A 26,663-nucleotide genomic window follows, 5' to 3' on the forward strand; every position below is an offset into this window, starting at 1 on the left:
TCACTGAAGCATCTTGTCGATCAGGCCGCGTGGGCCGGAAGGCCGCTTCTTGCCGCGGTAGAGCAGCATGACATGTTCCGCCTCGGAAAGTCCATCCTGAGTTGCGTCGTCGGGGCGTTCTTCCGCTATTGCCGCAAGCGCGGCGTCTTGCGGATAGAGGATGGTGAACTTCTGGCGGACGCCGCGCAATCGCTCCTGGCCGAGCGTCATCCAGTCGCCGCCGCAATAGTTGACGAAGGCCTCGCTTGCGACAACGCTGTGAGCGTATTTCTTCGTCAGATTCTGCAGCCGCTGCACCTCGTTGACCGCCGAACCGAACACGGAAAAGGTCAGCCGGTCGCGAAGCCCGACATTGCCGAACATGACGTTTCCGACATGCAGCCCGATGCCGTACCCGATCGCGTCGCGACCTTGCTTCTTCCGTTCCGCGTTGAGCGCGGCCATCCGCGCAGTCGCCGCGCTCACCGCGGCGAAGGCTTCCTGGCTCGCCATCTCCGATGGCTCCTTGTGCCGGCCGCAGGGATAGACGGCGATGAACCCGTCGCCGACGAAACTCAGGATCTGTCCGCCGTTCCGATTGAACGGCGTGGCAATCGCGTCGAAGAAACCATTCAGCGTTTCGATATAGGCTTGGCGCCCCTCCTTCTCCGCGAGCACCGTCGAGCCTCTCATGTCCGCCATGACGAGGACCGCTCGAACCGTTTCGCCATCGCCGCGCCGAACCTGGCCGCTCATCACCCGCTTTCCGGCATTCGCGCCGAGATAGGTGGTCAACATGTTGTCGGCAAGCTTGCCGAGCACCGCAACCTTGGCTGCGATCGCCAGATGGTTCTGAAGTCTGAGCAAGGCGGCGATGACATCGTCATTGAAGCCGCCGTGGCGGTCCGTCGTCCATGAGCCAACCATGCCATGTTCGGCGTCCGAGCCAAGCGATTGCATGAAGGCGATGTAGTCGGTTGCTCCCTGCTCCTTCAACTCGTCGAAGATCGGAAACTCCGAGGGTTCGGCCGGGTCGATGCGCCGTCTCACGTGATCGAGGTTGTTGCTGAGCAGATAGTAATAGGGGCTGCGCAGGAAGCGTTCGGGATTGAGCGCGAGTTCCTCGTGGCGCAAGCCACTCACCTCGACTCCCTTGCCGCGCCACCAGGTGAAGCCGAGGGCGTCGTAAAGCGGATGAAGCATCGAGAAGGACAAGTGGACGCGCATGAGCGGCAAGCCGGCCGCCGCCAGTCGCTCGCAGAAACCGCGCACGATGGTCTCCAGCGTTTCGTCGCTGAGCGACGTTCGCATGAGCCAATCCGCGACCTTGTCCAAAAGGATCTCGGAAACAGTATCGTTGCTCGGGCTCATTCCATATCCTCATCGTCGCGATGACGACCGCCTCCAGTGCCCTCCCGCAGAAGCCGGCGATCAATATCGCGCGTCCCACGGCAGCCCTGGAATTGGCACCCGCCAGTAAAGAAAGATTCCTGCCGCAGCCGGCGGCGGTCTTGTGCGGCGATCGGATCGCCACACTGCTACCTTGCAGATATTCACCGCCGAACACGATTTCCAGAGAGGTCCGCAATTTTTAATCGTCGTGAGATGTTACACGGAACCGCCCGGCCGATTACACCCTGTAATTGCCGGGGTTGCTCGCAAGCGATCAGGCCCGCGCTTGACTTGCGTCCTCTTTCTCGCCAACAAAGCGAAGCATGGACCGGCAGCCGGCTCGTCATGATCAGCCCGCCCGCCAAGGAAAACTGGAAGCGAATCTTGACCTCCCCGCATCACGACAGGCTGCTCGAATCGATTTCCCTGCGCACGGCACATGTCGCTGTCATCGGACTTGGCTATGTCGGTCTTCCGCTGGCAATTGCGGTCGCGCGCTCCGGTTTTTCGGTGACGGGCTTCGACATCGATCCCGCGAAGATCATCGCGCTCGAGGGCGGTCGCTCCTATATCGAAGCGGTTTCAGAGGATGCCCTCGGCCGGGAAGTTGTCGCCGGTCGGTTCCGCTCGACCATAGATTTTGCGGAACTCGGTCTTTGCGACGTAATCGTCATCTGCGTGCCGACGCCGCTGACCAAGCATCGCGATCCGGACCTCTCCTTCGTGGAAAAGACGTCGCGTTCGATCGCATCGGTCTTGCGGCCGGGCCAGCTTGTCGCTCTGGAATCGACGACCTATCCCGGCACCACCGACGGTGTCGTGCGCTCGATTCTGGAAGAAACGGGTCTGAAGTCGGGAGTAGACTTCTTCCTCGGCTTTTCACCGGAGCGCGAAGATCCAGGTAACCGGGCGTTTGAGACGGCGAATATCCCGAAGGTGGTCGCGGGCGACGGTCCGCTGGCAGCAGCGCTGATGGAACGGTTCTATGCCGCCGTGGTCAAGACCGTCGTGCCGGTTTCTTCCAATGCCACCGCCGAAGCGGTGAAGCTCACCGAGAATATTTTCCGCGCCGTCAACATTGCGCTCGTGAACGAACTCAAGGTCGTCTACGAGGCGATGGGCATCGATGTCTGGGAAGTCATCGAGGCGGCCAAGACGAAGCCTTTCGGCTATATGCCTTTTTACCCGGGCCCCGGGCTCGGCGGGCACTGCATCCCCATCGACCCCTTCTATCTCACGTGGAAATCCCGTGAGTACGAACTGCCGACGCGCTTCATCGAACTCGCCGGTGAGATCAACTCTGCCATGCCTCGCCACGTCGTCGGACGGCTGGCCGAAGCGCTCGACCGGAAGCAGGGCAAGGCGCTCAGCCGTTCCAAAATCCTGATCATCGGCCTCGCCTACAAGAAGAACGTGCCGGACATCCGCGAAAGTCCCTCGCTGCGGCTGATCGAACTCATCGAGGAGCGCGGCGGCAACGCTGCCTTCTACGACCCGCATGTGGAGGAAATTCCCTCGACTCGGGAACATATCGCCTTGAAGGGGCGCCACTCGGTTGCCTTCGACGAGGAAACCATCCGTGGCTTTGACGCCGTGCTCGTCGCGACGGATCATGACGCCATCGACTATTCGGCACTTGCAAACTGGGCGCCGCTGATCGTCGATACACGCAATGTGTTCGCTCGCCGTGGCCTTACGGCGGAGCATATCGTCAAGGCTTGACCGCAGGCGCAGCGGGCACGCCTTGGACCTCCTCGGTGACCCGACCTGGAAGAGTGGCCTTGAGGTTAGTTGCCGCCATGGCGTAACCCCCCGCGGCACCGTCAATGAAGTGCATGTGGTCGCGGCTCATCGGCGAGGGAACAATGCACGTCATCAAGGCCGACTCCTGCTGGTGCAGACCGTACCGGCAGATGCCTGCGTCCGCGGCCCGCTTCAGCCGCTCCTCGATCCGCCGCAGCCGCTCTACGCTCACATCGATCGTCATCTTCAATCCGTCGTCAAACTTGCGGAAATCGGAATTGGCGGCGAGATCGTGCTTGTAGCGGTTGACATCGAATTTGCCGAGGTTGAGCCCGAGCCTGAAGAAGAGAAACAGCACAAGACTCTGCAAAGCGATCCAGGACCATGTCAGGAAGCGCCGCCCCCTTGGCGCCAGGGCGCGCGATTCCGCTGTCACGCCCTGCATTGAAAGGCGAGGCTCGGGTCCGTTTTCCGGCACAGGATGTCCACCGCGTTGTTCGCCTTCGGCCAAAGTGACGATGTCGCCGATCAACGCCTGAAACTCGGGGCCATTGCCGCGCTCGCCCGGCACCGCAATGATCGAAACGATCGTCCCGTGGCGGGCGACGATCGGATTCCAGCGGCAGGACAGTCCAGTCAGGTCCGGGCGGGTTCCCGGTGGCGCAGCCTCGATCTGGTAGCGCCCTGCCTTCATTTCCGCTTCCGCCCAACTGGCGCCGCCCCCGGATAACATCGCATAGGACACCTCCTCGCTTGCTTTGAAGCGTGCGACGCGCATGTCGAGCCCCCTCGCTCGAACGTCGGAGACCGGAACGAGCGCGACACGCAGCTCGAGACCGAGCTCTTCCGCGACCCAGGTCTTGGCGGCCGCAAGCGTCGAGCGCGCCTTCGCCGCGAGCGCTGCCGGCACGGCGGCGAGCGCGCCGTCGCCGCCGAAGACGAATGGCAGGTCCCGCTCGCCAAGACCGTTCATCAGCGCCGAGATGACGCTAGCGCCGGCCATGTTGACACTCTTGTATCGCCCCTGCGCGATCGCTCCCGTCGAATTGACGATGTCGGCGACGGCAAGCAGCCAGCCTTCGGGCAGGGCTCGGTAGTTCGCCTCATTGGCGACGCCCTCGAATGCCTCGAAGAGAGGAAGCTCTTCGTAGAACTGCATGTCGGCTGCCTGCGTCATGGATGCTCCGAACTTTCGACAACCCCTATGGGCGAGAAATCTCAGGAGCGAAATGGGGGCGGAAAACGCTTCGCGCTTTTTCCCGTCCGCTCCGGCTGATCGATCACTTATGTTAAACTGGAAGACAAAGTTTCAACATGACTTTGAACCAAGCGCCACGAAATAAAAGCAATCCAGAGCAATCGAAGCTAATAGCATTGCAGGACCATCGTGATCTGTGCTTGTCTAGGAATTGCCCGCAGGTAAAGGTGCCGAGGCGGGCAGGACGAAGCCGAAACTGGAATGCAGGAAAACACCTTTCGAGTGCGGTTCTGGGGAGTAAGGGGTAGTTTGCCGGTATCCGGCGAGCAATTCCTGCGCTATGGGGGCAATACACCCTGCATCGAAATCCGCTGCGGCGGAGAAGTCCTGATCTTCGATGCAGGCTCCGGGCTGCGCGAAGCCGGCCTGTCTCTGATGTCTGAGGGCGTCTCGGACTACGATGTTTTTTTCACCCACAGCCACTATGACCACATAATTGGCTTGCCTTATTTCAAGCCCATTTATCGCTGCAGCACCGCCGTCCGCTTCTGGTCCGGACATCTCTATGGCAAGATGTCGACCAAGGAGATGATCGACGATTTCATGCGACCGCCATGGTTTCCGGTAGATTCCGGCATCTGTCAGGCGAGCCTTGACTGCGTCGATTTCCAACCCGGCGACACTCTGACGCCGCGCAAGGGCATCTCCGTCCGGACGATGAGTCTCGCCCACCCCGGCGGGTGCGTGGGCTATCGGATCGATTGGGGCGGCCGCGCAGTTGCTCTCATATATGACACGGAACACGAGCCCGGCATTCTCGACCCCGCGCTCCTCGACTTCATCACCGGTGCGGACCTCATGGTCTACGATTGCACCTATCTCGAGACGGAGATGCCGGTATATCGCGGCTACGGACATTCGACCGGCATGCATGGATCACTGCTGGCCAAGGCCGCCGGCATTCCACGCCTGGCGATGTTCCATCACGATCCCTCCCGCACCGATTTGGCGCTGGCGGCGATGGAGCAGGAAGTTCAGGCCTTTTTTGCCGGCGCCTTTGCAGCCCGCGACGGTCAGATCATCGATCTATGAGATCGACGACCTTCCGCCAAGAACAGGCGGGGTGGCGAGCCGTAATCTCAAACAGCTCCGACAGAAACGTCCACACGCTCTCGTCGTGGACGAGATGATGAGTCAGGATGCCGACCGTCTCGTGACCGTCGCTTAGCAGATCCAGCCGGCGGGCGATGTCGCGAACAATTTCGCCGTGGTCGCGGCATCCGCGCGTTCCGTGCCAGTCCATCACGTCCACATGCGTGTTGATTATTACTAACTCGGGATCAGGCCGCACCAAGGCGAATTTGCCGCTCGCTTCGGGGCCGAAAACCGAAAGCGCCCTGAACCCGATCTCCGGCAGGTCTGCGATCAAGCCGAAATCGATCCGGTTCCACGGCGGGACGAGCAGCGGCACGAAAGAGGTGGGATAAAGCGCCGCAAGGCGAGCATATCCCATACGCAGTTCCCGCACGACTGTTCCCCGCGTCCGGTGGGCGCCGAGCTCTTGCCGCTTTTCTCCCGTGGAAGCGTGGTTTTGATGCGACCACCCATGGACCGCGATGTTGATATCGCCGCGACCGGCAAGGTGATGCGAAAGGCGCTCATCGGTGAAAGCAGGTATGACGGCCAACGTCGCCGGTATCGAAAAGCGATCAGTGAGATCGATCAACCGCTCAAGTGCCGCCGTCGGTTCGACCGCATCGTCGTCGCGCAACCAGAAATCGGCGGCCCGGCCGGTGGCCTGTAAACGATCCAGCCTTTCGATCAACGGTTGCCACAACGCCGCAGTCATTCCGCCTTCTCCACGAACTCCTTGAAAATTTGCCCAAGCCGCAGAGCGGCGGCGGAAAGCGAGCGCTCTTCCAGTACGAAGCGGCGCGCGCGCGCTCCAAAGAGCGTGCAGAGGCTCCTGTCGCCAAGAAATCGCCGGACCGCCGCGGCGAAGAGTTCGACGTCTCCTGCGGGCGTAAGCACTCCCGTTTTCCCGTCTTTCACGACCTCCGGCACGCCGGCCGTGCGTTGCGCAATAACCGGAAGACCCGCGGCCTGCGCTTCGAGATAGGAAAGGCCATACGCCTCGCCGCACCCCGGCCAGACATAGAGGTCGCCGGCGGCAAGAACTCCGGCGATCGCCCTGGGCTCCACCTCGCCGGCCCAATCCAGCCGTTTCGCGGGAATCCCGGCAAATGCCGCTTGTACCTCACCGCGTGCAGGGCCATCCCCGACGATCGTCAGCTTCCAAGGTAAATCGAGGAGCAGCGCCAATGCCTTTGCAAGCATCCGGTAGCTGTCCATCTTGTCGCCCGGCCGCATCATGGCGACGGCCAGCAGCCGGCATTCATCGGCTACGATCTTTCGCAGTTGCTGAAACGGCGCCACATCGATGAATGGCGCGAGCGTCGCATAGCGGCCATCCGGTATCGCCTCTTCCAGTCCTTCGCGGTCGCGTCGGGTGAAACAGATATTGACGGCCGCCTGCCTAGCACCGGCGGCGACTTGATCCTGCGCAAGCTTACGGGCGCCTTCGTTGCGACGGTAGGAATAGGAGCTTTCGGCAGTGATGTAGGGAATCGAGAATTCCGCCGAGAGAACGGGGCCGAGGAGGTCGGGCGCCTTGTAATAAGGATGGTAACAAAACCAAGCGTCGGGCGCCCCGTCCTGTTGCCAGAGCCTAAGGAGACGTGCGGCTTCCTGCTCGGCTTCGTTGCGGAGCGCCCAAAACTCCGCGTGCGAGCCTTCGCGCGAGAATGTGCGCAGCTGCGACGCGATACTTACTTCGTGGCCGGCCAGTCGAAGCGCCTCGATCAACACGCGCGCCATCTGCCTGTCGCCGGAGGGGACAGGGTGGTCGGGCGATTTCATCGGCGCATGAAAGGCGATCTTCATCGAGCCGAGCTATCTCGCCTTCCCAATCGGAAGTCAACATTGAGCGAAACCGGTGCCACATCCGCATTCGGCGAGCTATCCCGTTCGTGCTTCCTCCGCCTGTGCGGCAATATTCTTCTTGGTGATCGCACCGCGGGTTGCCGAGGCTGCCGCTGTCGACTGAACATCATTACCGGCAACCTGCACGGTCGCCGAGGCGAACTGAAGCTGTCGGTCTCGAAGCGGCCTTGATCAGGGCAGGAGCTTACGCTGAATGTATGCACCGATCCGGAAGGCATCATCCATCATGGTAGAGGATGCCGCTGATAGCGTCCTTGACCAGGGTCCGCGAGCCAAAGCCGATCACACCCCCGACGAGGCCGGCACCTGCGATCAGCGAACCCGACCTCGACGCCCGAGAGCGCCATCATCCCGGCGGCGATTGCAATCCTCATTAATTGGCTTTGCTTTGCTCAATCATCGTAAGGTGTCGTGCGACTATACTCGCGGCAAATGCCGCTCCCTCCTGACTGAAATGGTTGTCTGGCGCGTACAGGCGTTTCGGCTCCGGATACCTCGAAAACGCCTCACTAAGGTCGACGACATCAACTCCCTCCTTTGCCGCTGAATCGAGCACGATGTTTCGGAGCGCGTCAAAAGCATGATCCGCCGACAAGACTCCCAAAAAACGATCATTCCTCGGCACGTATACCATAGTGACTTTACCGCCCCACTGCGCCACGATGGTCTTCGCTTGACGCAGCACTGTTCTAAACTCGGGTATTGCACCAACGCCTTTGGGATAAATCAGACCCAGCCGCGTAAAGGTTTGCTGTAGGGCCACGAAGTTTCGGAGCAACTCCGTTTTCGCGAACAGATCGTAAGTCGTGATCCTTTTCTTGCTTCGTTCTTTGACGGTAAGCTCTGCCTGACGTATTGTATCTGCTGCGGCCTCCTGCGATCCGTAATCCGCCTCTGCTTCGAGTGCAGCGCGCAGCCACGGACGGCCCAATTCCTTTTCAAGATTTTCCCAGTCGTTGCCTTCAAAGAAAGCAAAGACCACGTGCCGTGGGCGAATAATCTTGCCAAAGCGCCCGATGGTGGCAAGCTCAAGCAGGGGTCCATTGCCCCTTAGGCCGAAACTAGCGGCGCGCAAGCCTTCTTGTCGCAGACGTGACGTTAGATCCTTGCCTGGAGGCAGACAAAACCCTTCCACGAATGAATCACCGACGACCATCAATTCCAAAGGGTCCTGGTAGATATCGTCCGGATTGTTAAAGCCGTACCGGTCTGCCTCGTAGCTGATCGCTCCATCCTGAGACGAGCATAGAACGACCCGTGTCCCTGGAAAGCCGGATAACAATGCCTTCGATAGTTCACCCGTGCCGGCGGCGTCATTCAGACCGCCGAGAGTGAATCCTCGAATGGTGTTGTCGCTTCGGCCGAGCTTCTCTTGCTGTTCATTGCTCAACTGGCCCAACATGGCCAAGCGAACAGGAATAGATTGCGCGGTGAGAACGGTCTCAAAGAGAAAAAAGCCGGCCAGGGCACTCACCCCGGATAGGCCGGTGACCAGGGCGATTTGAGGCTTTGTATAAAATCCGACGATCAAGAATATTACACTAAGCGCCCCGGGTATAATACTGTAGCGGATAACGCGTGGAATGTCGGATGCAAATTGCTCAAAATAATATAACGCGTAAGCAGGGCTAAGCAGCAGGTACAGCGCCACAATCGCGCAGAGAAAGCTTCCCAATCTTTTCGTAATCATGGTGATTAATCTCCTCCCCGTCCGGACATGTTTGCTCCTTCAATCATGACCAGTGTTTCGGATTCGGCCTCGACGCATTTGCCTCGTACCTATGGAAAATTTACGCGGCGGCCCTTCCGGAGCAGGTAATGCAGATAGGAACAACTGCTATTGATGCGCCGCGCGCCACTATTGTTGAACTATTCACTACAATATAAAGAAATTCTCGTCCAATAACCCAGACAAGTAATTCTTGCGCTAGGCTCCACAACTTAACTGCCAACAAGATTCATCCGGTGTGAGAAGTTTGCAAGCTCCACCCGTGACGAAATACCGAGTTTGTTGTAAACACTATGAAGATGAAGTTTCACCGTTCCCGGAGTGATGCTTAGCTTTGCACCTATCTCTCGACTGCGCAACCCCATCGCTGCCAAACGTGAGACTTCAAGTTCGCGCTGTGTCAATATGTCAAGGATCTCATCCTGCTCAGCATTATGCGCCCGCACACGTTCCATTGCGGTTCGCAGGATTTGATCCTCGCAATAGGTGTCTCCCGAGGCAACAGCGCGAATGCAGTCGAGAAGTTCCTTTGGCGCCTGCTCCTTCAGAACGATGCCATTGACGCGAAGCCGCGCTGCTTCAGCAAGATCCTGGTCGCTGATATCGGCGGTGAGCAGGATGATGGCGAGATCCGGTTTCACCGGCCGGATGCGCCTGATGAATTCGAGGCCGTCAATCTCCGGCATCCGCAGGTCAACGACAGCTACGTCGACAGGCTCGCTCCGCAGCACTTTGGCCGCTTCTCTGGCATGCGTGCAACCGGCAACAACTTGCCAACCGGGCACGGTCTCAATCAAACGACACACGCCGTCGAGCACGATGAAATGATCGTCTAGGATGATGATGCGCAAGTTCATGGGTGCATCGGCAGCATGACCACTATTCGCGTCCATTCGGCCACCCTCTCGATTGACAGCTTTCCGCCGCACGCCATGGCTCTTTGCTGCAGGCTGCGCGGACCAAGTGCATTACGCTGTAATTCCTCATGCTCGACACGTCGCTCAAAGCCGAAACCAATTCCATTGTCGGCTACCGTGAGCAGCAACCTCCCCGCACTCAACCGCAGATCGATATCGAGCTTGGTAGCAGCGCCATGGCGAACGGCATTGGCAGTCGCCTCCGACGTCATTCGGCTGAGTTGATAAGCCATCGTTGCAGGCAGACGAAGATCAGCAGGGCCCACAGTAAAGCAAATATCCACGGCCCATTGTTGCTGCAGCCGCGCAGCCAAAGCTTCGAACTGGCCCGCTAACTCAGGGACACGAACGCCGCCATGTTTGTGCCCCGGCTCAAGCGCCCGGATGAAAGCGCGGAGTTCCCGCTGCTCGTCAGTCAGCATGTTTTGGATCGCAGTCAGCCGGCGACCCAGTGCTTCGTCACCGTCAACGCCGAGCGAGCGCAGCGTCTGGAGCTGCAGGGCCGTTCCAGCAAGCGATTGGAGCACGCCGTCGTGAAGGTCGCGGCCGATCTTCACCCGCTCTTCGCCTGCAGCTGCATCGCTAAGCTTGCGCACCAAGACTGCTTGCTCGAATAGAACCTTTATTCTGTCGGCGATGATTTCGGCGATAGCCACGTCTTCCAACGCAAGCGTCGGCGGCTCCAGAAGAAACAGGCGTGCCTCCAGATCTCCAACCCGGAACGGCACTGACACAGCTGATGTCACCGCGAATTCGGTGACCAATGCTTCACAAAGCGGTGCTTCTTCTCCTCTCCATTGTTCGAAGCGACCTTCGCCTTTATGGACCAGCAGCCGTGCGCGTTGAGCATCGGAGATCAAAAGACTCTTGCTCAGCAATCCTTCGGCGACAGGCGGCGAATACAAATCAGGCGCCATGTGCGCCACGTCGCAAACTCCGTTTTCCCAAGTCGCGAGATAGGTCCACGGTTCGTCGGCATCACTCCAAACTAGAATGGCGCGCCGTGCACCCATGACATGCACCGCATAATCGAGGGCGACACCGGCGGGCCAATCGCGCCCTTCGGGCAAAGCCGGTGTCCTTTGGACCAATCTCAGCATCTCCGCGCGCACCGCTTCCTGGTGAACACCGAGCCAGATCAGGAGTATCGCCGCGACGCAGATGAAGAGTACACGCGAGACGTTTGCCGTGGTGCCATCGTCGGGATCGAGCAAGGCCGTCGTGTCGAAGGCGCCAAGGTACAACAATACCGCCACGCAGATGAGAGACGTCCAGAATGCTCCTCTCCAACGCCAATGCAGAGTTGCCGATAGCAGTGTGAAGGGCATAAGCATGAAAAATGGACTGGAGGTACCCTGAGTCATGAACATCAACACAGTGAAGACAATAACGTCGACGACATGCCGGATGAGAGTACCACGCACGCGAGAGATCTCGGTCTGCCAAACGAAGATCGCAGCCATGAGCGCATAGGCAAAATAGGCGATCAACAGGAAGTAGATTGTCTCAGGCGGGGTCGGCCGATGCGTTGAATCAAGCCAAGCGATACAAAGGCTGCCGATCGCCAGCAGTATGCGGCCGGCGGCAATGACCTTGTCGGCGCGCGCGCGGAAGGTATTCATCCAAACTTTTCGGCCTGCGGCGAGATCGAGCTCCTGGCCGGTGCGTTTCGCCATCAAACGATTGAGCGGGAGCTTGGTGTAAGCCCACCCGTAATGGCGGAACGAACCCTGGATTGGCTGCAGCACCGCGCTTTTCTTTATCCAATCGTCCCACATAACTGAATGCAGCGCGTCATCCCCATTTCTTTCAAAAAATGACCACGGCTCCACCAAATCTACGCATTTATGAGCGGCAGCTAAACCGCATTATCGATGTACCGGGCAGCAAATACGCCCGCAACTTACGCCTGATGTCGGCCGTAGACAATACATCGAGTTCAGTAATGGTGAGGACCTACACACATCGATATATACCGTTTGGTATATTGACGGATCATAGAAATGTCTGTCGAACTGATAAGTGATGTTTTCTAGATTTTTTGCGCGCAGTTTTTGACAATGAGTACGTTTGTATAGGTGGCGTGCCGATGAGCATTTCACACGACACGACTTTTCCCGAACCAGTAAAAGGCCCCTCCAATCGCAACTTCGGCTATACGGTCGGGGGAATTTTGCTCGCAATTGCCGGCGCCAAATGGTGGATGGGTCCGACCACGTTAGTGACCATTGCGCTCGCGGCGATCGGAATTGCCTTGGTCGCCATGGCGTTGATCGCTCCCGCGTTGCTGACGGTTCCGAACCAACTTTGGACGAGGCTCGGCACACTTCTGTCCAAGATCGCAAATCCGCTCGTCATGCTCTTTGTGTACGTCACGACGTTTCTGCCGATAGGATTCATTCTACGGTTGCGTGGTCACGATCCCCTCGCGCCTGCCCTCGATAGGGCGGCCAGCACATACTGGAAGACCCGCGCACCTAATGAGCCGAACCCGTCAACAATGACGAACCAGTACTGAATCCAGGAGAACACCAAATGGAACTGGTACGCGAACTCTTTGGATATATGAGCAACCGAAAGAAGTTCTGGTTGCTGCCAATCATGATCATGCTCACAGTCTTTGGGACGCTAATCGTCCTGACCCAGGGCACCGCTATTGCGCCTTTTGTTTACACGCTGTTTTGACGGCAGCGCAAATGAAACGCGTTCTTGGCATATCCGCGTTCTATCACGACAGCGCTGCCGCGTTGATCGAAGATGGTGAACTTGTCGCCGCCGCGCAGGAAGAACGGTTTAGCCGAAAGAAACATGACGCGAGCTTCCCAGCGAGGGCCGTTGAATATTGTCTCAACGAGGCGCGCTGCGACATCAATGCAATTGATCATGTTGTATTCTATGACAAGCCATTCCTGAAGTTCGAACGGCTGCTGGAAACCTACCTCGCGACAGTGCCGCGGGGCTTCCGCTCGTTCAAAATGGCGATGCCGATATGGATCAAGGAAAAGCTGTTTCAAAAGAGACTCTTGCGCCAGCGCTTCGGTGAAATTGGAGGATCCAAGCAGTGGGCGGGCTCGCTTTTATTCACCGAACATCATCTGGCGCATGCGGCAAGCGCCTTCTATCCGTCACCTTTCGCGAGCGCTGCGGTACTTACAATGGACGGCGTCGGCGAGTGGTGCACGACGTCGATCGGGCACGGCCGAAACCACGAACTCGAGCTTTTAAACGAGCTTCATTTTCCCCATTCATTGGGGCTCCTCTACTCCGCCTTCACTTACTATACCGGATTCAAGGTGAACTCTGGGGAGTACAAGCTGATGGGACTGGCCCCCTATGGTCGCCCACGCTTCGCCCAGACCATACTGGAACACCTGATCGACCTAAAGGAGGACGGGTCCTTCCGGCTCGATCAACGCTACTTTGACTATTGCACCGGCCTCACAATGACCTCCCCGGCCTTTCATCGCCTCTTCGGGGGGGAGCCTCGGAAGCCCGAATCGCCGCTGACACAACGGGAGATGGATCTGGCGGCGTCAATTCAAGCCGTGACGGAGGAGGTCGTCTTCAGATTGGCGCGTTTCGCCAAACAGCAAACTGGCGAGCGACACCTTTGTCTCGCCGGTGGCGTGGCCCTCAATTGCGTGGCAAATGGCAAGCTTCTCAAGAAGGGCATCTTCGACGATATCTGGATTCAACCTGCGGCTGGCGATGCTGGCGGGGCCCTGGGTGCGGCTTTTGCCGTGTGGCACGGTTATCTCGGGAATAGTCGAGATCCGAATGCTGACGATAGCATGGCAGGGGCGTTTCTTGGCCCGAGCTTTAGTCAAAGCGAGATAGAGCAACGCCTTGCTGCTGCCGGCGCGACCTTTGAGGTGCTGCCGGAGCAGGAGGTCTTGACCCGGACAGTAGACGCCCTTGTGGAGGACAAAGCAGTAGGATGGATGCGGGGGCGGATGGAGTTCGGACCGCGCGCATTGGGAGCGCGTTCGATTTTGGGCGACCCACGCTCCCCAACAATGCAAAAAATGCTCAACCTCAAGGTCAAGTATCGGGAAAGTTTCCGCCCATTCGCACCGTCTGTCCGGCGGGAAGACTTAGCTGACTGGTTCGATATTGATACAGACAGCCCGTATATGTTGCTGGTGGCCGACGTGTTGGAGAAACGAAGGATCCATGCCAACCATCCGGTGGAAGGGCTATTTGGTATTGATCTCCTGAACGTCCCGAGGTCAGAGATACCAGCAGTCACTCATGTGGATTATTCCGCACGCGTGCAAACAGTGCATCAGGAGACGAATCCGAGCTACTGGGAACTGTTGACTGCATTTAAGGCACGCACAGGCTGTCCGATTTTAGTCAACACGAGCTTCAATGTGCGCGGTGAGCCAGTTGTGTGCACGCCGGAGGATGCGTTCCGTTGCTTCATGGGAACCGAGATAGAACGGCTCGTTGTCGGAAACTGTTTTTTGTTGAAGGAGGCCCAGGCTCCAAGTCTGAGAAGGGATTACAAAGACAAATTCGAGCTTGATTGACGCTCATTGGAGATCAGGTCAAACGGCTCGCGTGTATGTTGAATATACCCAACGTTATATACTCAAAAGATCACAAATGAAGTATGTACTCCTGGGCGGATGTATCCAAAGGGGGTCTCTGTAACACCCTGATAAAAATGAACAGTCCCGCTGTGTTCTTTGACTGTTGACGATCGGGTATTTTTCTTTTCAGGCCCTCTGAGCCTTGACGTGTGGCGGTGTGTGACGAGATTCCATCATAACCGCTCGGTGGGGCCGAGAGCGGCGGGGGGCGAAATGCGTGTTTGCAGCGTCATCGAGATCACGCGATCTGGCGGGCAGCTCCCCGCCAGTCTGATGGCGGCGGCGTATCGCTCAAGTCGAAATGGCCTCGTCGTATTTATTCTCAACGACGTCACGGCCCAGGCCGTAAATGTAATTCTGGATCCCGTTGTCGCGACGATGCCGCTCTCCATACCCGGTGTACTCTATATCAAGATTGAGGACGTAGCGCGCGTCCGTGAGGCGGTGGTCTCGGCCGACGCGATCTACGCAGCCACGACGACTTTTAAGAACCTGGCGACCACATTTGGCGTAAAACATAGATCGATACATCCAGTCGCCTCGGCAACTCGCGCCCTCAACAGCTGGTCTCTTTCCGCAAATGAGTACCAATCTTGCAAGCTAGCTTGGGAGGCGATAGGCCACCAACCCGCTGCGCGAACCCGGGGCGGGTCGCGCAAGCTGCTTCGAGTGATCCCGTACAACGATCGTGCTCCTTCAGCTACCGGGGCGAGGATGTCGTAGCGACCCTGGACAGTGCGCTTTCCGAAGATCATCCGGGGCGACCAAGGTTCCCGCGTCATTGATCTGCGGGCCTCAGCACAGCGCTTACGATGACTCGACGGGAGCGAGTTGCGGAACGGGCGGCGCCGAGTCCGGCAGAGGTCCGGCGCCAGAGGAAAGCTGGATCACACGAATGTCGGTCGACAGCGTGACTGTCAAACGAGAAGTCTCGTGCGCAACGGCTGCTTCGCCGCTGCAAAATCGACGTTGCGCGAGGGCTCCCCCGTATCCAAGCTGACCATGGCAAGCGAAACTTCAAACTTCAGGGATCGCTTGCCGAAGCTATCCGGGCAATTATTTCCGGAGTAGCGCTAAAGTATCAATCACGCCTTATGCCGTTACGCGCAAAGCGCGCGGTCAAGCTCTGAAATTTGCCGTGCGCATCTGCTTTAAGGGATCGAACTCGGCCGACCAGGCTAACGTCCGCCCCCGCTGCACGATCGGCAGAGAAGTTCAGGATACTCCCGACGATTGGCGCTCGGCTGACACCGAACCGCTCCACAGCATCCTCCAGATCTCGCTGACTGGTGCGATCTATCGCGACCACGAGCATTGCGGCATCGACCTGTGGCGACAGCCATATGGCGTCATCATCGCGATCAATACCGGGAGCGTCGACTATGATCAGATCGAACCGGCGGCGGAGTTCTTCGAAGAGTTTTTCGTGATCGTGTAGGCCGAGGCGAGTATTGATGACGCGGAGGAAAGGATACTCGGGAGCGACCGCAATTAAAGACTCAAGATCCATTGTCCCGTCAAGAAACATGCCGAGCGTCGGATGCTTCACCGAAATCCCAAGAATGCCCGCTGCGCCGCTCGGCTTTGCATCGATGTCCAGTATGATAGCCCTCAACCCGTTGAGGGTGGCCATGGCGGCCATCCCCAAGGCGCACGTCGTTTTGCCCTCCCCCGCTGCTGCCGAGCAGAACATCACGACTTTCTTGTCCGTGCCGAGGTCCAAGGCCCGCCAAGAGAGGCAAAGCGAGCGCATCGACCGTGCGAAAGGCGAATGGGGACTGGCAAGCATATGTTGATAAGGCCCTTCGCCCGGCTTTAGCATGTCTTTTACATCCGGGATCGACAACAAATTCGGGCGTCTCGTTATCTCCTCGACCGCTCGCGAAGTCCTGATGCGGTCGTCCAGAGCATCGAAGGCAATTGCACCCATGGCCGCGAGCAAAAGCGAAGCGACGGCGCCAACCGGAATGATCAGGGAGGGTTTCGGGAACGATGGTTCCCTCGGAACCTCCGCAAACGACAAAATCCGTGCCGTTGCTTTGACTTCTTCCTGTTCGGGATCAAACGAACCAAGCCGCAGCGCTATTTCGTCATAGCGCTTCTGCTCAGTCAGCAAGTCGCGCTCCAATTCGCGGCGTCGGATTTCGTCAAGATTGCGATCCTGCATTTGCTTCTGCAGCTGACCGACTTCCAGCTGAAACTTTCTGACACGAACTGTTGTGATTTTGGCGTCGTTTTCCAACTCCTTAACGATGCGTCCCACCTCCTCGTCGATCAACCGCCGGTTTGAGGCGATCTCCGCGTCGGCGTCCAAGACCAGAGGATGGTTTCGACCATATTTGGCGGTGAGTTGAGCGCGTGTGCGAATAAGCTGGCCCCCTTGGCTTCTCAGATCGCTCAGCAAAGTTGAGGTCAGCACACGTCCCGCGGCATCTACGCTAGTGGCAAGCAATTGTTTAGCTTCGTTGAATTTAGCCCATGCGCCAGCTTCTTCCACCCGCGCCAAGGTGAACTGCTCGTTCAACTGGTCCACGCGTGCACGCAACACATCGTTACTCGGATCAAATGTCAGATCGCTCCGCGTCGTGAACTCGGCCATCTCACGCTCTTTCCGTGCAATCGTGGCGGCTAGTGCACTGGCTTGAGATCGCAGGTAATTCAGGGTGTTTTTTGCGGCCGCTTCCTTCAACTTGGACGTCCAAATCACATAGTTCGAGGCGACGCCGTTGGCGATTTCCGCAGCCTGGGTGGGGGATTCGTGCCTGACGTAGATGGTCATTGCGAGGCTGTCGCCCGTGCGGCCGGCGGAAACGGAAGAGAAGAGATGCGTGATGGCACGGTCGCGCTGCGCGCCGTCGGCAACGAGACGCCCACGCATATCCTCTCGGCCCTTGGCGTCTTCGCTATTGGACCCGCCGAACGCTGCCCATCCCGGTAACCAGGACGATTCACCCTCGGCGAGGGCCGCAGCAAGCCGTGGGTTGAAATAGGGATCTTCTTGGAGCTTCAGATCATCGACAACAAAGCCGAGAAACTCGCGCGATCGAACGATATCCATTTCCGTTTCCATCGCTGACTTGTCGCGTTCGAGTTTCTGCAGTTCCAGTACCGATTCGTAAGGACGCGTGTCGTTGCGATCAAATACAAGCATGGACGAAGCCGTGTAAATCTTCGTCAGTGAGAAGGTGATGACGACCGACAACAGAGTGCCAGCCGCGATCACCAGGAGAATGAATTTGAAGTGGCGCCGCAGCAGATCCAGAATGTCGGAAAGCCCATATCTGGAAGGATCGCGCTCTATTGAGAACGGCAGACTTGCACGCCGCCGGTTTTCTTCGCGGGCCTCAAAATCCCGATCAAAGGTTAGCATCATGCCCCTCTTCCAACCCCGGGGGCTGAATTCCAGCCTGAATTTTTGGGGTTTAAATCTTGAAGTGAAACCGTCGTTGCATAGCAATATTACTTAGCGGCGAAAACGCACGCGAAATCAAAGAAATCTGCCTCTTGTCGGCGCATCTCGTCCGCCGATTATCCAATTATTTTATATATATGTACAAAATCATACTCTCGCTGGCAATTCTGCCACACAACTTGCCTTTGCGCGAGCATATTCTTGAGGATAGGATACTCCCTCACGATCGAGATGAAAAGTCACGCGGGCCGACCATAACAGAGTTCGGCCGAAGCGATGTCGGTGCACGCAAGTAAACCGAACAGCTGTGGCGCAGGCGTGGATCAGGCATCCTGCAGCCACCGTGTGGCCGCCGCATGCTTCAGCGCGCAGGAAGCCAGCGCATCCCATTCCGAGAGTATCCGCTCGGGTGCGTATCTTCTGGCGCTGGCTTCAGCAGTTACTGCCAGCCGCTCCCGAAGTGCGCCATCGCCCAGTACTTCTCCAAGCGCCCTCGCGAGCGCTTCGACGTCCCCTCGCGGTACGAGTATGCCGTCACTACTATGCTTTATCATGTCGCCCGGCCCCCATTCACATTCGAATGAAACCACCGGAAGCCCTGCGGCCATTGCTTCCAGCAAAACGATTCCCCAACCCTCATAGCGCGAAGACAATACAAAAACGTCCGCGGTTTCCACCCAAAGGCCGGGCCGCGGTGTTACACCCGGCATCTCCACTCGGGCCTTCAATCCCAGGGCGTCACGCTGGGCTTCCAGCCTCGGTCGCTCATCGCCTTCCCCCCAAATTACCAACTTCCACTCGGGGTAGGTCTCGGCGATCTTTGAGAAAGCCTCCAGCAGGAGATCGAAGCCCTTTTGATGGGTAAGGCGACCGACCGCCGCCAAGATGTTCTTTCCACGTTTCTTCTGCCATCCCGCGGGTAAATCGACGGCATTGGCAATCACCCATGCCCTGCGGCGCATCTTCGCCGGAAAATGGTCGAGAGCTCCTTGGGTCATCGTCACCAGACCGAACGCGCGCGGATACAAGCGGTTCTGGAGCCATTTCCAAAGCGGCCCAAATGGCTGTAAGGCAGGATTGTTACGCTCGGACACTATAACCGGAACGGTCAAGCCGGTTGCGGCCAGCAGCGTCAGCACGTTCATTCGCGTCAGAAAACTCAACACGAGATGCGGCTTTGCGCGGCGAATAGCCGAGCGCAGCCGCTGTATTCTACGAAGGACGAGTAAACCGGATTGGAGCTTCGAAGACCTTTGAGGAGGGACGCCCAAGCCAGTTATCGCAATTGCCGGGTCGAACTCATAATAAGGCGTGACATTCGGCGGCTCGAGTGTAATCAACGTCACCTTGTGCCCCGCGCGTGCCCAATGGTTTGCAATCAGGTTCACTACGTGTTCGGTGCCGCCTGCGCCAAGCGCTGGAACTACGATCGCTATCCGGGCGCCTGTGATGCTGGTTGCTCCGAATTTTCGGGTACTCACACTCTCACTCATATTGAAACGCCTCTCACCTCGACTCCCTCATCAGCACTCCCCGTGACAAGGCGGGTAACCGCCCTGACCTCAGCACTGTAGAAGACGGCGCTTACGGTTACGCTGGCATATTGACGATGCCCTGTCGCAAACTGCGTTGTTGACAGGATGCGTCTTTTTCATTTGATATTCAACTTGCAACGGTTCGCTCCAAGTCTTGGATATAAAGACAGGTTTTTTGGTGGAAATCTATCTGAGCGATCCAATTTCCGCCAGGCGCATGAATTTCTTGTGTCCACAAAAGCATAACTATTCAGCAGCATTGCCTTTAAGAAAGGCGTTGAACGTTACAAGAGGTACATAGAAAGCGCAGAATATTATATTCAGTGCAGCCGATTAAAGTCAGAAAATACCCTCATTTAGCTAAAGCTCGCGGTGGTCTGGACGCGCTTATTCGTCTTTTTGGCATGCGGAGGCCCCGGCATGGCAGACATGGGAGAAGAGGATGACGCACATTTTTTGGCGCGCGTGGCGCCGGGTGGAAAGGCGGGCCCGACTGACCGCCCACGCCGCCCGCGCCGACGCCTTCCTGATCTCCTATCCGAAATCTGGCCGCACCTGGTTCCGCTATGTTCTCGCTCACTACTTTGCCTCGGTCGGTGGCGTTCCCGAGGCGATAGATTTGCACAACATGTTTTCCATAGTGCCAAATTTCGACCTCGATCCTGTACGAGGAATCCCCGCCTATCGCTTCGGCACGGCGAATAATACGGTTCCCAGAGTTTTTGTCAGTCATCTAGACTATCAAGCGAGCCGCTTTCTCCGACGCCCAGTCATCATGATGGTCAGGGATCCCCGCGATGTGATCGTCTCGGCCTTCTTCCACGCAACGCGTCACAAGCACCGTTTTCAGGGTAGCCTTTCGGATTTCATCAGAGATCGCGAACACGGAATGCCTGCCATGGTTCGCTATTTGAACAGATGGGCCGACGGGCTCTCAAGCCGAGCGCACTTCGTTCTAAGTTATGAAAGTCTCTCCGCTGATACCGAAGAGCAAACCGAAGCCGCCCTCAAATTCCTGGGTTGCCAAATTGACCGACAAGCTCTTCGCAATGCAGTCGAGGCAGGGCGCTTTGACGTGATGCAGGACCGGGAGCGGATCGAGGGCATTCCGGCCCATGATTATAATCGCAACGATGTCGAAAGCCTGCGTATGAGACGGGGCAAGGTCGGTGGCTTTCGCGACTATCTCGATGACGCTCAGCTCTTAGAGGTCGAACGATTGTGCTCGGCCAATCTGACACCCGCCGCCAAGCGGCTCATTGGCCACACGGGATTGGAGGTTTAGAGCGCAGCGAGAGAAGAATGCAGGTTTCGTCCGATCGGCTGCAACTTGTTGGAGCATATTCACGATTCGCCGGCGAGCGAAGCCAAATTGATATGGCAACACGCATCTGAAATCCTCAACCGAAGACACAGCAAGCTGAACGTTGCGGCCACCGTGCACTCCGTGGCGTCTATGACATTCTCGCCGCGTACCACGCCTCTCTGCTTTCTGTGGCGCTCGTGAGAACGTCGCGCAATACAGCCGCCGCTTTCTCCATAGCAGCCGTGTCGAGGGCGGGATCCACCAGGAAGGATAGACTCGTCTCGCCTAATTCCTGCGCGTTCGATAATCGCTGCGCCGGTGCCATTCCGATATCGGTAAACGCCTTTTCGAGGTAGATTTCGGAACAACTGCCGCTAAAGCAGGTAACGCCCTTGCTAATGATCTCGGCGATGATCCTGTCCCTGTTCCAGCCCGATTTCAGAAGCTCGGGCCGGACGAACGTGTAGAAACGATACCATGCATGCTGATATTCGCTCGTCGGGCTGGGCGTCCGCAACGCTTCTATCTCCTCGGCGGCTTTGGCGAGAATGGCGGCATTCTTGGCCCTCACACTGCGCCAGTGCGAAAGGCGCTGCAACTGGCGCAATCCGAGCACCGCCTGGATTGAAGTCATGCGCCAGTTCGTTCCGATGGATTCGTGCAACCAGCGAAAGCCTGGGGGGTGCTCTTTTTGGAACACGGCGTCGTAGGATTTGCCGTGATCTTTTCGGCTCCACGCCTTCCTCCAAAGGACTTCATCATTCGTCGCGATGAGGCCACCCTCCCCTCCGGTGGTGATGATCTTGTCTTGGCAAAAGGAGAAGGCCGCAATATCGCCGAAGCTGCCGACTGGCCGACCGTCGATTTCAGCCCCATGCGCCTGTGCACAGTCCTCGATAACCCAAAGCCCCTCTTCGCGGGCCAGTGCCATGATCGCTGGCATATCGCAGGGCCAGCCAGCCAAGTGCACGACGATGATACCTTTCGTTCTCGGCGTCAGTTTCGCCGTGATGGTCTCAACAGTGATATTCTGGCTGTCGCGATCGACATCGGCGAAAATGGCTGCACCGCCTGCCATTGGCACAGTGGAGGCAGAGGCGATGAAGCTGCGCGGGGTCACGATGACCTCGTCACCCGGTTGGAGCCCAAGCGCAAAGAGCGCCAGGTCCAGCGCTACCGTTCCATTCGCCAGGGCAATGGCATGTTTGACGCCGAGAAAGCGCTCATAGGCTACTTCGAAGTTGCGGACGTGAGGCCCGGTCCAGGCATTCACTTCACCCGATCTGAGGACCGACACGACATCCTCGATCTGTTCCTCATCGTAAATCGGCCAGCGACCCATCCGTATCTCCCTCTTTGCATCTGTTCGTCAAACACCTACAGGTGGCGCTACGGCCAGGTTGAAGCACCGCATTCATGAACGCACCCATTACCGGCAATCTTCAAACGACATGGCGAATTAGCACGAATGCTTCGGCTGCCCGTCGCAATACGGTGGCACCACGCAAAGTGGCGAGCGCGCTCAGTGTCGCGATGGACCGTTCATGCGGCGGTTCGCGCACTTGCGAGGCAAACAACCGCATTGCGCGCAGTTTCGCTTCGAGATGTTCTGAGATGTCGACGAAGACGTTCGGCACGAACGCGGGAGACAGATAGGGCGCATTCCAATTTGTTTCCGACAAGGTCTCGTAAGCCAGGATGAGTTTGGGGAACTCAGATTGATGCGGCCTGCAGGCCACCAGCGCCGACGTGAAGGTCAACTGATGATCCATGTGCATATCGCCGACAAAGGGCAACAGCACCGTTTGCGGCGAAATGCGCCGAACGAGGTCCGACAATGCGGCGTTTAAAGTCGCATGCGCTGTTTCCGCAAGCTGCGCCGCGGGCAGCCGGAGCCAGAAAGTTTCCTTTACGCCAAGGACCCGATGGGCCTCCCGTGCTTCAGCCTGAGTTGTGGCAATAGTCACCGGATCGAAGGCCGGGGGCTTGCCTTCTGTCACGATCGCGACGAAAACCTCCTCGCCCTCGGAGGAAAGCTTTGCAATGGTGCCACCCGCTCCAAGCACCTCGTCATCGGGATGCGGAGCAACGACCAGAGTGCGACCGAAGGAAATACCCGAACCACGCATGAATCCTCCTGAAAAATCTGCCTTTAGTCTCGCGCGCACCCGCTCGCCAATCCATGGCGCTATAGTTCTTTAGCCGCGTTGCAAGTATCCGGTGGCACCAGTCGGATGTTCCGCCGCCCCCCCGAGGCCTCCAGACCGAGCGCGGGAGAGATACTCTTCAGCGATCGTCAAATTCCGTGCGTTGATGCGCTCGCCCGCAAGGAGCGTTTTCAGCGTCAAGAACAATATCCGTGTATCGAGCCAGAGATTCGCATGGGCCACATACCAAAGATCCAGCGCGATTTTTTGATCGTCAGAAAGTCGCGTATTGCCGTTTACCTGAGCCCAGCCCGTCATACCCGGCGCAACAAGGCAACGCATACGCCCCAGTTCACCGAAAGCTGCGATTGTCGCTAAGGGAAGAGGACGCGGCCCCACCATCGACATGTCGCCACAAAGCACGGAGAGCAGTTGTGGCAACTCATCGAAGCGAAGCCGACGCAGAAGCGCTGTCGCTGCAGTCTGACGCAACTCGTCCGGCAACAACGTGCCGTCAGACGAACGCGCATCCGTCATCGTGCGAAACTTTGCAACGGTAAAGACATGCAAACCCGCGCCAGCACGCGCTTGCGTGAAGAACAGTGGGCGACCCAGACTGAGCCATACCAAGGAGGCCGTCAGTCCCATCAGCGGCAGACATAAAACAAAAATGGATCCGGCGAGGAAACACTCGACGATGCGTTTGAGCCGATAGCCTCCCCACGGCAGAAATAAGACAAAGCTGGAGGCGGCATGCTCGCGATTCGACTTCACCTCAGTATTCCCTTGTCAAGGCAGAAGCTCTTGGAGCGCATGTTCAAATATAGCTAAAAAAATGTTTTACATTCCCGCGATACCAACCACGAGCACATCGCCAGGCAGCAGCTCAGTCAAGGTGGACGCTTGCATGCTGGTCGGCTTGCCGCCGACTGGGTTCCGCCGGACTTCATAAGTATATGAAATCTGATTTTTCTTCGTTTCATCTTCAGCAACTGCTGACATGAGGAGAATTTGCTCCTCAGCAGAGTGTTTCACCGAAATCAGCTTCTTGATGGCGATTTCACGCGCTTGGAGCTGAGTCAGAATTTCTTTTTCTCGGTCGGCCTTCAGCTTAGCAAGCTGCAGCTTCAATTCACTCAGTTCCAACCGCGACCGCGCAACGGTGGCGAAGAACTGAAGAAGCTGCGCCTTTTCAGCCGATGCATTGTTCTCTGCGCGCGAAAGATCGCTTTCGGTGTTCAGACCACGCTTCCGAAGCACACCGACGCGTTCAAGGTCCTCCTCGTTGTTGTTGACGACCTCTTTTTGCTGCACGATGAGCTCGTTCAAAATTTCGATCCCACCCTCCGATTGGACAATCCCTTCCGAGAGGATCTGTGCCTGAGACCTGCTGGCTGCTAGGTCCGCTTTAAGGATTTTCTCCTCGATCTCGATCACCCCTTCCAAAGGCACGTCCTCGACATATTCGCGGGCGATCTCGGGCACGTCCTTGAGATCAATTTTGTCGCTGAATTTCAGCTGAGCGGCCAGTCTTGCGGAATAGACCGCTTCGTGGACCATTTCTGCAACGGCTCCCTCGATCTCTGCGCGCAGACGCGCGCGTGCAATGAGACGGTCGGAGGCGTTCGCTGCGACCACCTGTGGGCCGCCCGCCAAGCCAATGGCCTGCTCAACGGTCAAGCCGTTATAAAAAGGAAAGGAACCCGGACTCCTGACTTCCCCGAGAACGAAAACCGGGCGGAACGTCGAGATATTAAGCGACAGCTTGGGATCAACCAAGATTTCGCGGCTGCGATATTCATTGCGGAGCTTTGCAAGCGCCTGAGTTAGCGTCAGGCCTACGACACTCACCGCCCCTATAAGCGGGAACTGCGCTTCACCGTCACCGGAAATCGTCGCAGTGACCGGGAGTTCGGCGTCGTCAAGGAAATCGAACGTCAATACGTCGCCCGTCGCGAGCCTGTACTCAGCGGCGTAACCGCGCTGCGTCGGATTCATTGTGAATGCGACCGTCAGCAGCGCGATCAAAAGCAGATACGTCCCCCAAGCTCGGGCGGACGAACTCATCCTGGTTGCAATCCGTGAGATCCCCATCAGACCAGCACTCCAAAAAAGGAATAAAGAAAACGCTACCAAAATATATTTCGCGACTATATTCTTCAAAACACTGCCACGTCAAAGGAATTTAACTATTTTCGAGGCCGGGGGGCTACAATTGACCACCATCAAAAAGGCGGCCTTGCCCTAGGCTCGCCGGGGACGTCCCGCCCATCATATTAACGACCAGTTCGCCAACGTGCTGCGGCGGCGAGGGGCGTGCATTTAACAACCGTCTTATTTTTGAGACAGGAGGGTTCCTTTGGCGATCAGGAAAAAGCTAACCGGGAAGTTCAGCGGGTTACGCAAAGGCCTGGCTCGAGAAAAAGGCCTGATGGACCGCCTAAAGAACATCGGGCATTTGCTAACGGGGAACGTTCTAACCTCCCTCATGGGCCTTGTTGGCTTTGCCCTGACGGCACGGGCGCTTGGTCCCACGGACTATGGTATTCTTGCCCTTTGCTTCACCTACACAAGCGCCGTCGAGCGGCTTGTAAACTTCCAATCCTGGCAGCCGCTCATTAAGTACGGGGCGGAAGCGCAGAATGCGGAAAAACTGAGTTCGTTACTCAAATTCGGCTTGCTGCTCGACATTTCCGCCGCAGCGACTGGATGGCTGATCGCGGTGGCACTCGTGTGGACTGCCGCACCGTGGTTCGGCATTTCGAAGGACATGTCTGGCCTTGTCACCATCTACTGTTCCCTTCTGCCGTTTCAAATCACCGGAATGCCCATCGCCGTGCTGCGCCTGTTCGGGAAGTTTAGGTCCATCGCCTACGGCCAGATCGCTTCAAGCGTCCTAAGGGTCGTGCTTTGTACCGCTGGCGTTGTCACCGGGGCCGGTTTGTTCGAGTTCGTGCTGATCTGGATGACGTCCCAGATTATTGGCTCGCTGACCGGCGTCGCACTTTCCCTCCTGGAATTGCAAAGACAGGGCATGTTAAGCGGTATGCTAACCGCTCCTGTCCGCGGAATTACATCTCGATTCCCCGGTCTTTGGAAGTTCGCGATTTCGACGAACATATCGCTGACGCTCCGTTCGAGTGCTAATCAGTTCGACACGCTTCTCGTGGGGTATCTTGGCGACCCGGCGGCCGCCGGCCTATACCACATCGCCAAACGGATCGGCCGGATTGCACTGCAAGCAGGCGATCAGGTCCAGGCGGTACTCTATCCGGAATTGGCTCGCGCATGGGCCTCGCAAGCATTTTCTAAGTTCCGCCGCACCGTCGTGCAAATGCAGGCGCTTCTTGTCGGCTTCGGAATACTCCTCATCGGTGGGATCTATTTCACGATCGGCCCGTTGCTACAATTGGCAGTCGGCTCGCAGTTCGTCGGCGCCGCTCCCCTGGTTGTCGTTCAATCCGTTGCCGTCACCGTGGTACTGTTTGGAACGGTTATGCGGTCGGCGCTTCTGGCAATGGGGCGGGAGGACGAAATATTACGGAGCGTGTTCATCGCGACGATTGCATTTCACACGACTGCGTTGCTGTTAATTCCCCGGATCGGCCCCATGGGCGCGAATATCGCACACATCGTCATGGCCTCGATCTGGCTGACGGCAATGACAATTGTGTATCGTCGAGGTCGATTTAAGGATCGATGACGTG

20 protein-coding genes are annotated in these 26,663 nt (G+C 57.5%); 7 read left to right on the forward strand and 13 right to left on the reverse strand.

Annotation, left to right across the window (positions count from 1 at the left end):
- The gene (locus tag PYH37_RS05100; protein ID WP_280732339.1) at positions 1-1,350 is read right to left on the reverse strand and encodes an adenylate/guanylate cyclase domain-containing protein; all 1,350 of its coding nucleotides are present in this window, start codon (positions 1,348-1,350) and stop codon (positions 1-3) included.
- A 405-nt stretch (positions 1,351-1,755) separates the two neighbouring features.
- Between PYH37_RS05100 and PYH37_RS05105 the strand changes: the two genes are divergently transcribed.
- A complete protein-coding gene (locus PYH37_RS05105) occupies positions 1,756-3,093 on the forward strand; it encodes a nucleotide sugar dehydrogenase (RefSeq protein WP_280732340.1) in 1,338 nt (445 codons plus the stop codon).
- Here the strand turns inward: PYH37_RS05105 and PYH37_RS05110 are convergent.
- On the reverse strand, positions 3,083-4,291 hold the full coding sequence (locus PYH37_RS05110; protein WP_280732341.1) for a DUF3095 domain-containing protein: 1,209 nt from the start codon (positions 4,289-4,291) through the stop codon (positions 3,083-3,085). The genes PYH37_RS05105 and PYH37_RS05110 overlap by 11 nt on opposite strands.
- Positions 4,292-4,573: 282 nt before the next feature.
- Here PYH37_RS05110 and PYH37_RS05115 point away from each other — a divergent pair, with 282 nt between their 5' ends.
- A complete protein-coding gene (locus tag PYH37_RS05115; RefSeq protein WP_280732342.1) occupies positions 4,574-5,404 on the forward strand; it encodes an MBL fold metallo-hydrolase in 831 nt (276 codons plus the stop codon).
- On the opposite strand, the gene PYH37_RS05120 is transcribed toward PYH37_RS05115, so the two are convergent.
- The 5 genes from PYH37_RS05120 to PYH37_RS05145 form a co-directional block, all read right to left on the reverse strand.
- Positions 5,391-6,161: a polysaccharide deacetylase family protein gene (locus tag PYH37_RS05120; protein WP_280732343.1), complete on the reverse strand. Its 771-nt coding sequence runs from the start codon at positions 6,159-6,161 to the stop codon at positions 5,391-5,393. The genes PYH37_RS05115 and PYH37_RS05120 overlap by 14 nt on opposite strands.
- Positions 6,158-7,255: a glycosyltransferase family 4 protein gene (locus PYH37_RS05125; protein ID WP_280732344.1), complete on the reverse strand. Its 1,098-nt coding sequence runs from the start codon at positions 7,253-7,255 to the stop codon at positions 6,158-6,160. The genes PYH37_RS05120 and PYH37_RS05125 overlap by 4 nt, the downstream gene beginning before the upstream one ends.
- A gap of 433 nt (positions 7,256-7,688) precedes the next feature.
- The gene (locus PYH37_RS05135; RefSeq protein ID WP_280732345.1) at positions 7,689-9,005 is read right to left on the reverse strand and encodes an alginate O-acetyltransferase AlgX-related protein; all 1,317 of its coding nucleotides are present in this window, start codon (positions 9,003-9,005) and stop codon (positions 7,689-7,691) included.
- 251 nt (positions 9,006-9,256) lie between these two features.
- The gene (locus PYH37_RS05140; protein WP_280736685.1) at positions 9,257-9,901 is read right to left on the reverse strand and encodes a response regulator; all 645 of its coding nucleotides are present in this window, start codon (positions 9,899-9,901) and stop codon (positions 9,257-9,259) included.
- On the reverse strand, positions 9,898-11,739 hold the full coding sequence (locus PYH37_RS05145) for a sensor histidine kinase (RefSeq protein WP_280732347.1): 1,842 nt from the start codon (positions 11,737-11,739) through the stop codon (positions 9,898-9,900). The genes PYH37_RS05140 and PYH37_RS05145 overlap by 4 nt, the downstream gene beginning before the upstream one ends.
- Before the next feature lie 311 nt (positions 11,740-12,050).
- On the opposite strand from PYH37_RS05145, the gene PYH37_RS05150 reads away from it, so the two are divergent.
- The 3 genes from PYH37_RS05150 to PYH37_RS05160 are packed head-to-tail and all read left to right on the forward strand — an operon-like array spanning position 12,051 to position 14,493.
- Positions 12,051-12,479, forward strand: coding sequence for an SxtJ family membrane protein (locus PYH37_RS05150; RefSeq protein WP_280732348.1), 429 nt, complete (start codon positions 12,051-12,053; stop codon positions 12,477-12,479).
- A 17-nt stretch (positions 12,480-12,496) separates the two neighbouring features.
- Positions 12,497-12,646, forward strand: coding sequence for a DUF5989 family protein (locus PYH37_RS05155; protein WP_280732349.1), 150 nt, complete (start codon positions 12,497-12,499; stop codon positions 12,644-12,646).
- 11 nt (positions 12,647-12,657) lie between these two features.
- On the forward strand, positions 12,658-14,493 hold the full coding sequence (locus tag PYH37_RS05160; protein WP_280732350.1) for a carbamoyltransferase family protein: 1,836 nt from the start codon (positions 12,658-12,660) through the stop codon (positions 14,491-14,493).
- Positions 14,494-15,637: 1,144 nt separating this feature from the next.
- Here PYH37_RS05160 and PYH37_RS05165 read toward each other — a convergent pair.
- Together PYH37_RS05165 and PYH37_RS05170 are read right to left on the reverse strand one after the other, a co-directional pair.
- Entirely contained in the window at positions 15,638-17,929 is a 2,292-nt protein-coding gene (locus tag PYH37_RS05165) for a GumC family protein (protein ID WP_280732351.1), read from the reverse strand.
- Positions 17,930-18,291: 362 nt separating this feature from the next.
- Complete coding sequence (locus PYH37_RS05170) at positions 18,292-19,461, reverse strand: glycosyltransferase family 4 protein (protein WP_280732352.1); 1,170 nt, start codon at positions 19,459-19,461, stop codon at positions 18,292-18,294.
- Between the two features lie 484 nt (positions 19,462-19,945).
- On the opposite strand from PYH37_RS05170, the gene PYH37_RS05175 reads away from it, so the two are divergent.
- Entirely contained in the window at positions 19,946-20,788 is an 843-nt protein-coding gene (locus PYH37_RS05175; protein WP_280732353.1) for a sulfotransferase domain-containing protein, read from the forward strand.
- 169 nt (positions 20,789-20,957) lie between these two features.
- On the opposite strand, the gene PYH37_RS05180 is transcribed toward PYH37_RS05175, so the two are convergent.
- From PYH37_RS05180 to PYH37_RS05195, 4 genes are all read right to left on the reverse strand, one after another.
- Positions 20,958-22,151: a DegT/DnrJ/EryC1/StrS aminotransferase family protein gene (locus PYH37_RS05180; protein ID WP_280732354.1), complete on the reverse strand. Its 1,194-nt coding sequence runs from the start codon at positions 22,149-22,151 to the stop codon at positions 20,958-20,960.
- A gap of 100 nt (positions 22,152-22,251) precedes the next feature.
- A complete protein-coding gene (locus PYH37_RS05185; RefSeq protein WP_280732355.1) occupies positions 22,252-22,938 on the reverse strand; it encodes a PIG-L deacetylase family protein in 687 nt (228 codons plus the stop codon).
- Positions 22,939-23,007: 69 nt separating this feature from the next.
- The gene (locus tag PYH37_RS05190; protein WP_280732356.1) at positions 23,008-23,730 is read right to left on the reverse strand and encodes a sugar transferase; all 723 of its coding nucleotides are present in this window, start codon (positions 23,728-23,730) and stop codon (positions 23,008-23,010) included.
- Between the two features lie 66 nt (positions 23,731-23,796).
- Entirely contained in the window at positions 23,797-25,050 is a 1,254-nt protein-coding gene (locus PYH37_RS05195) for a polysaccharide biosynthesis/export family protein (protein ID WP_425336093.1), read from the reverse strand.
- 265 nt (positions 25,051-25,315) lie between these two features.
- On the opposite strand from PYH37_RS05195, the gene PYH37_RS05200 reads away from it, so the two are divergent.
- Complete coding sequence (locus PYH37_RS05200) at positions 25,316-26,659, forward strand: lipopolysaccharide biosynthesis protein (protein ID WP_280732357.1); 1,344 nt, start codon at positions 25,316-25,318, stop codon at positions 26,657-26,659.
- Positions 26,660-26,663 lie beyond the last annotated feature (4 nt).

Origin of the sequence: Sinorhizobium numidicum, from assembly GCF_029892045.1 — a bacterium.
In the GTDB taxonomy this organism is placed as follows: Bacteria; Pseudomonadota; Alphaproteobacteria; order Rhizobiales; family Rhizobiaceae; genus Sinorhizobium; species Sinorhizobium numidicum.

Coding starts and splice junctions, on each gene's coding strand:
- PYH37_RS05100 (WP_280732339.1), bottom strand. CDS start 1,350: ATGAGCCCGAGCAACGATACTGTTTCCGAGATCCTTTTGGACAAGGTC.
- PYH37_RS05110 (WP_280732341.1), bottom strand. CDS start 4,291: ATGACGCAGGCAGCCGACATGCAGTTCTACGAAGAGCTTCCTCTCTTC.
- PYH37_RS05115 (WP_280732342.1), top strand. CDS start 4,574: ATGCAGGAAAACACCTTTCGAGTGCGGTTCTGGGGAGTAAGGGGTAGT.
- PYH37_RS05120 (WP_280732343.1), bottom strand. CDS start 6,161: ATGACTGCGGCGTTGTGGCAACCGTTGATCGAAAGGCTGGATCGTTTA.
- PYH37_RS05125 (WP_280732344.1), bottom strand. CDS start 7,255: ATGAAGATCGCCTTTCATGCGCCGATGAAATCGCCCGACCACCCTGTC.
- PYH37_RS05135 (WP_280732345.1), bottom strand. CDS start 9,005: ATGATTACGAAAAGATTGGGAAGCTTTCTCTGCGCGATTGTGGCGCTG.
- PYH37_RS05140 (WP_280736685.1), bottom strand. CDS start 9,901: ATGAACTTGCGCATCATCATCCTAGACGATCATTTCATCGTGCTCGAC.
- PYH37_RS05145 (WP_280732347.1), bottom strand. CDS start 11,739: ATGTGGGACGATTGGATAAAGAAAAGCGCGGTGCTGCAGCCAATCCAG.
- PYH37_RS05150 (WP_280732348.1), top strand. CDS start 12,051: ATGAGCATTTCACACGACACGACTTTTCCCGAACCAGTAAAAGGCCCC.
- PYH37_RS05155 (WP_280732349.1), top strand. CDS start 12,497: ATGGAACTGGTACGCGAACTCTTTGGATATATGAGCAACCGAAAGAAG.
- PYH37_RS05160 (WP_280732350.1), top strand. CDS start 12,658: ATGAAACGCGTTCTTGGCATATCCGCGTTCTATCACGACAGCGCTGCC.
- PYH37_RS05165 (WP_280732351.1), bottom strand. CDS start 17,929: ATGATGCTAACCTTTGATCGGGATTTTGAGGCCCGCGAAGAAAACCGG.
- PYH37_RS05170 (WP_280732352.1), bottom strand. CDS start 19,461: ATGAGTGAGAGTGTGAGTACCCGAAAATTCGGAGCAACCAGCATCACA.
- PYH37_RS05175 (WP_280732353.1), top strand. CDS start 19,946: ATGACGCACATTTTTTGGCGCGCGTGGCGCCGGGTGGAAAGGCGGGCC.
- PYH37_RS05180 (WP_280732354.1), bottom strand. CDS start 22,151: ATGGGTCGCTGGCCGATTTACGATGAGGAACAGATCGAGGATGTCGTG.
- PYH37_RS05185 (WP_280732355.1), bottom strand. CDS start 22,938: ATGCGTGGTTCGGGTATTTCCTTCGGTCGCACTCTGGTCGTTGCTCCG.
- PYH37_RS05195 (WP_425336093.1), bottom strand. CDS start 25,050: ATGGGGATCTCACGGATTGCAACCAGGATGAGTTCGTCCGCCCGAGCT.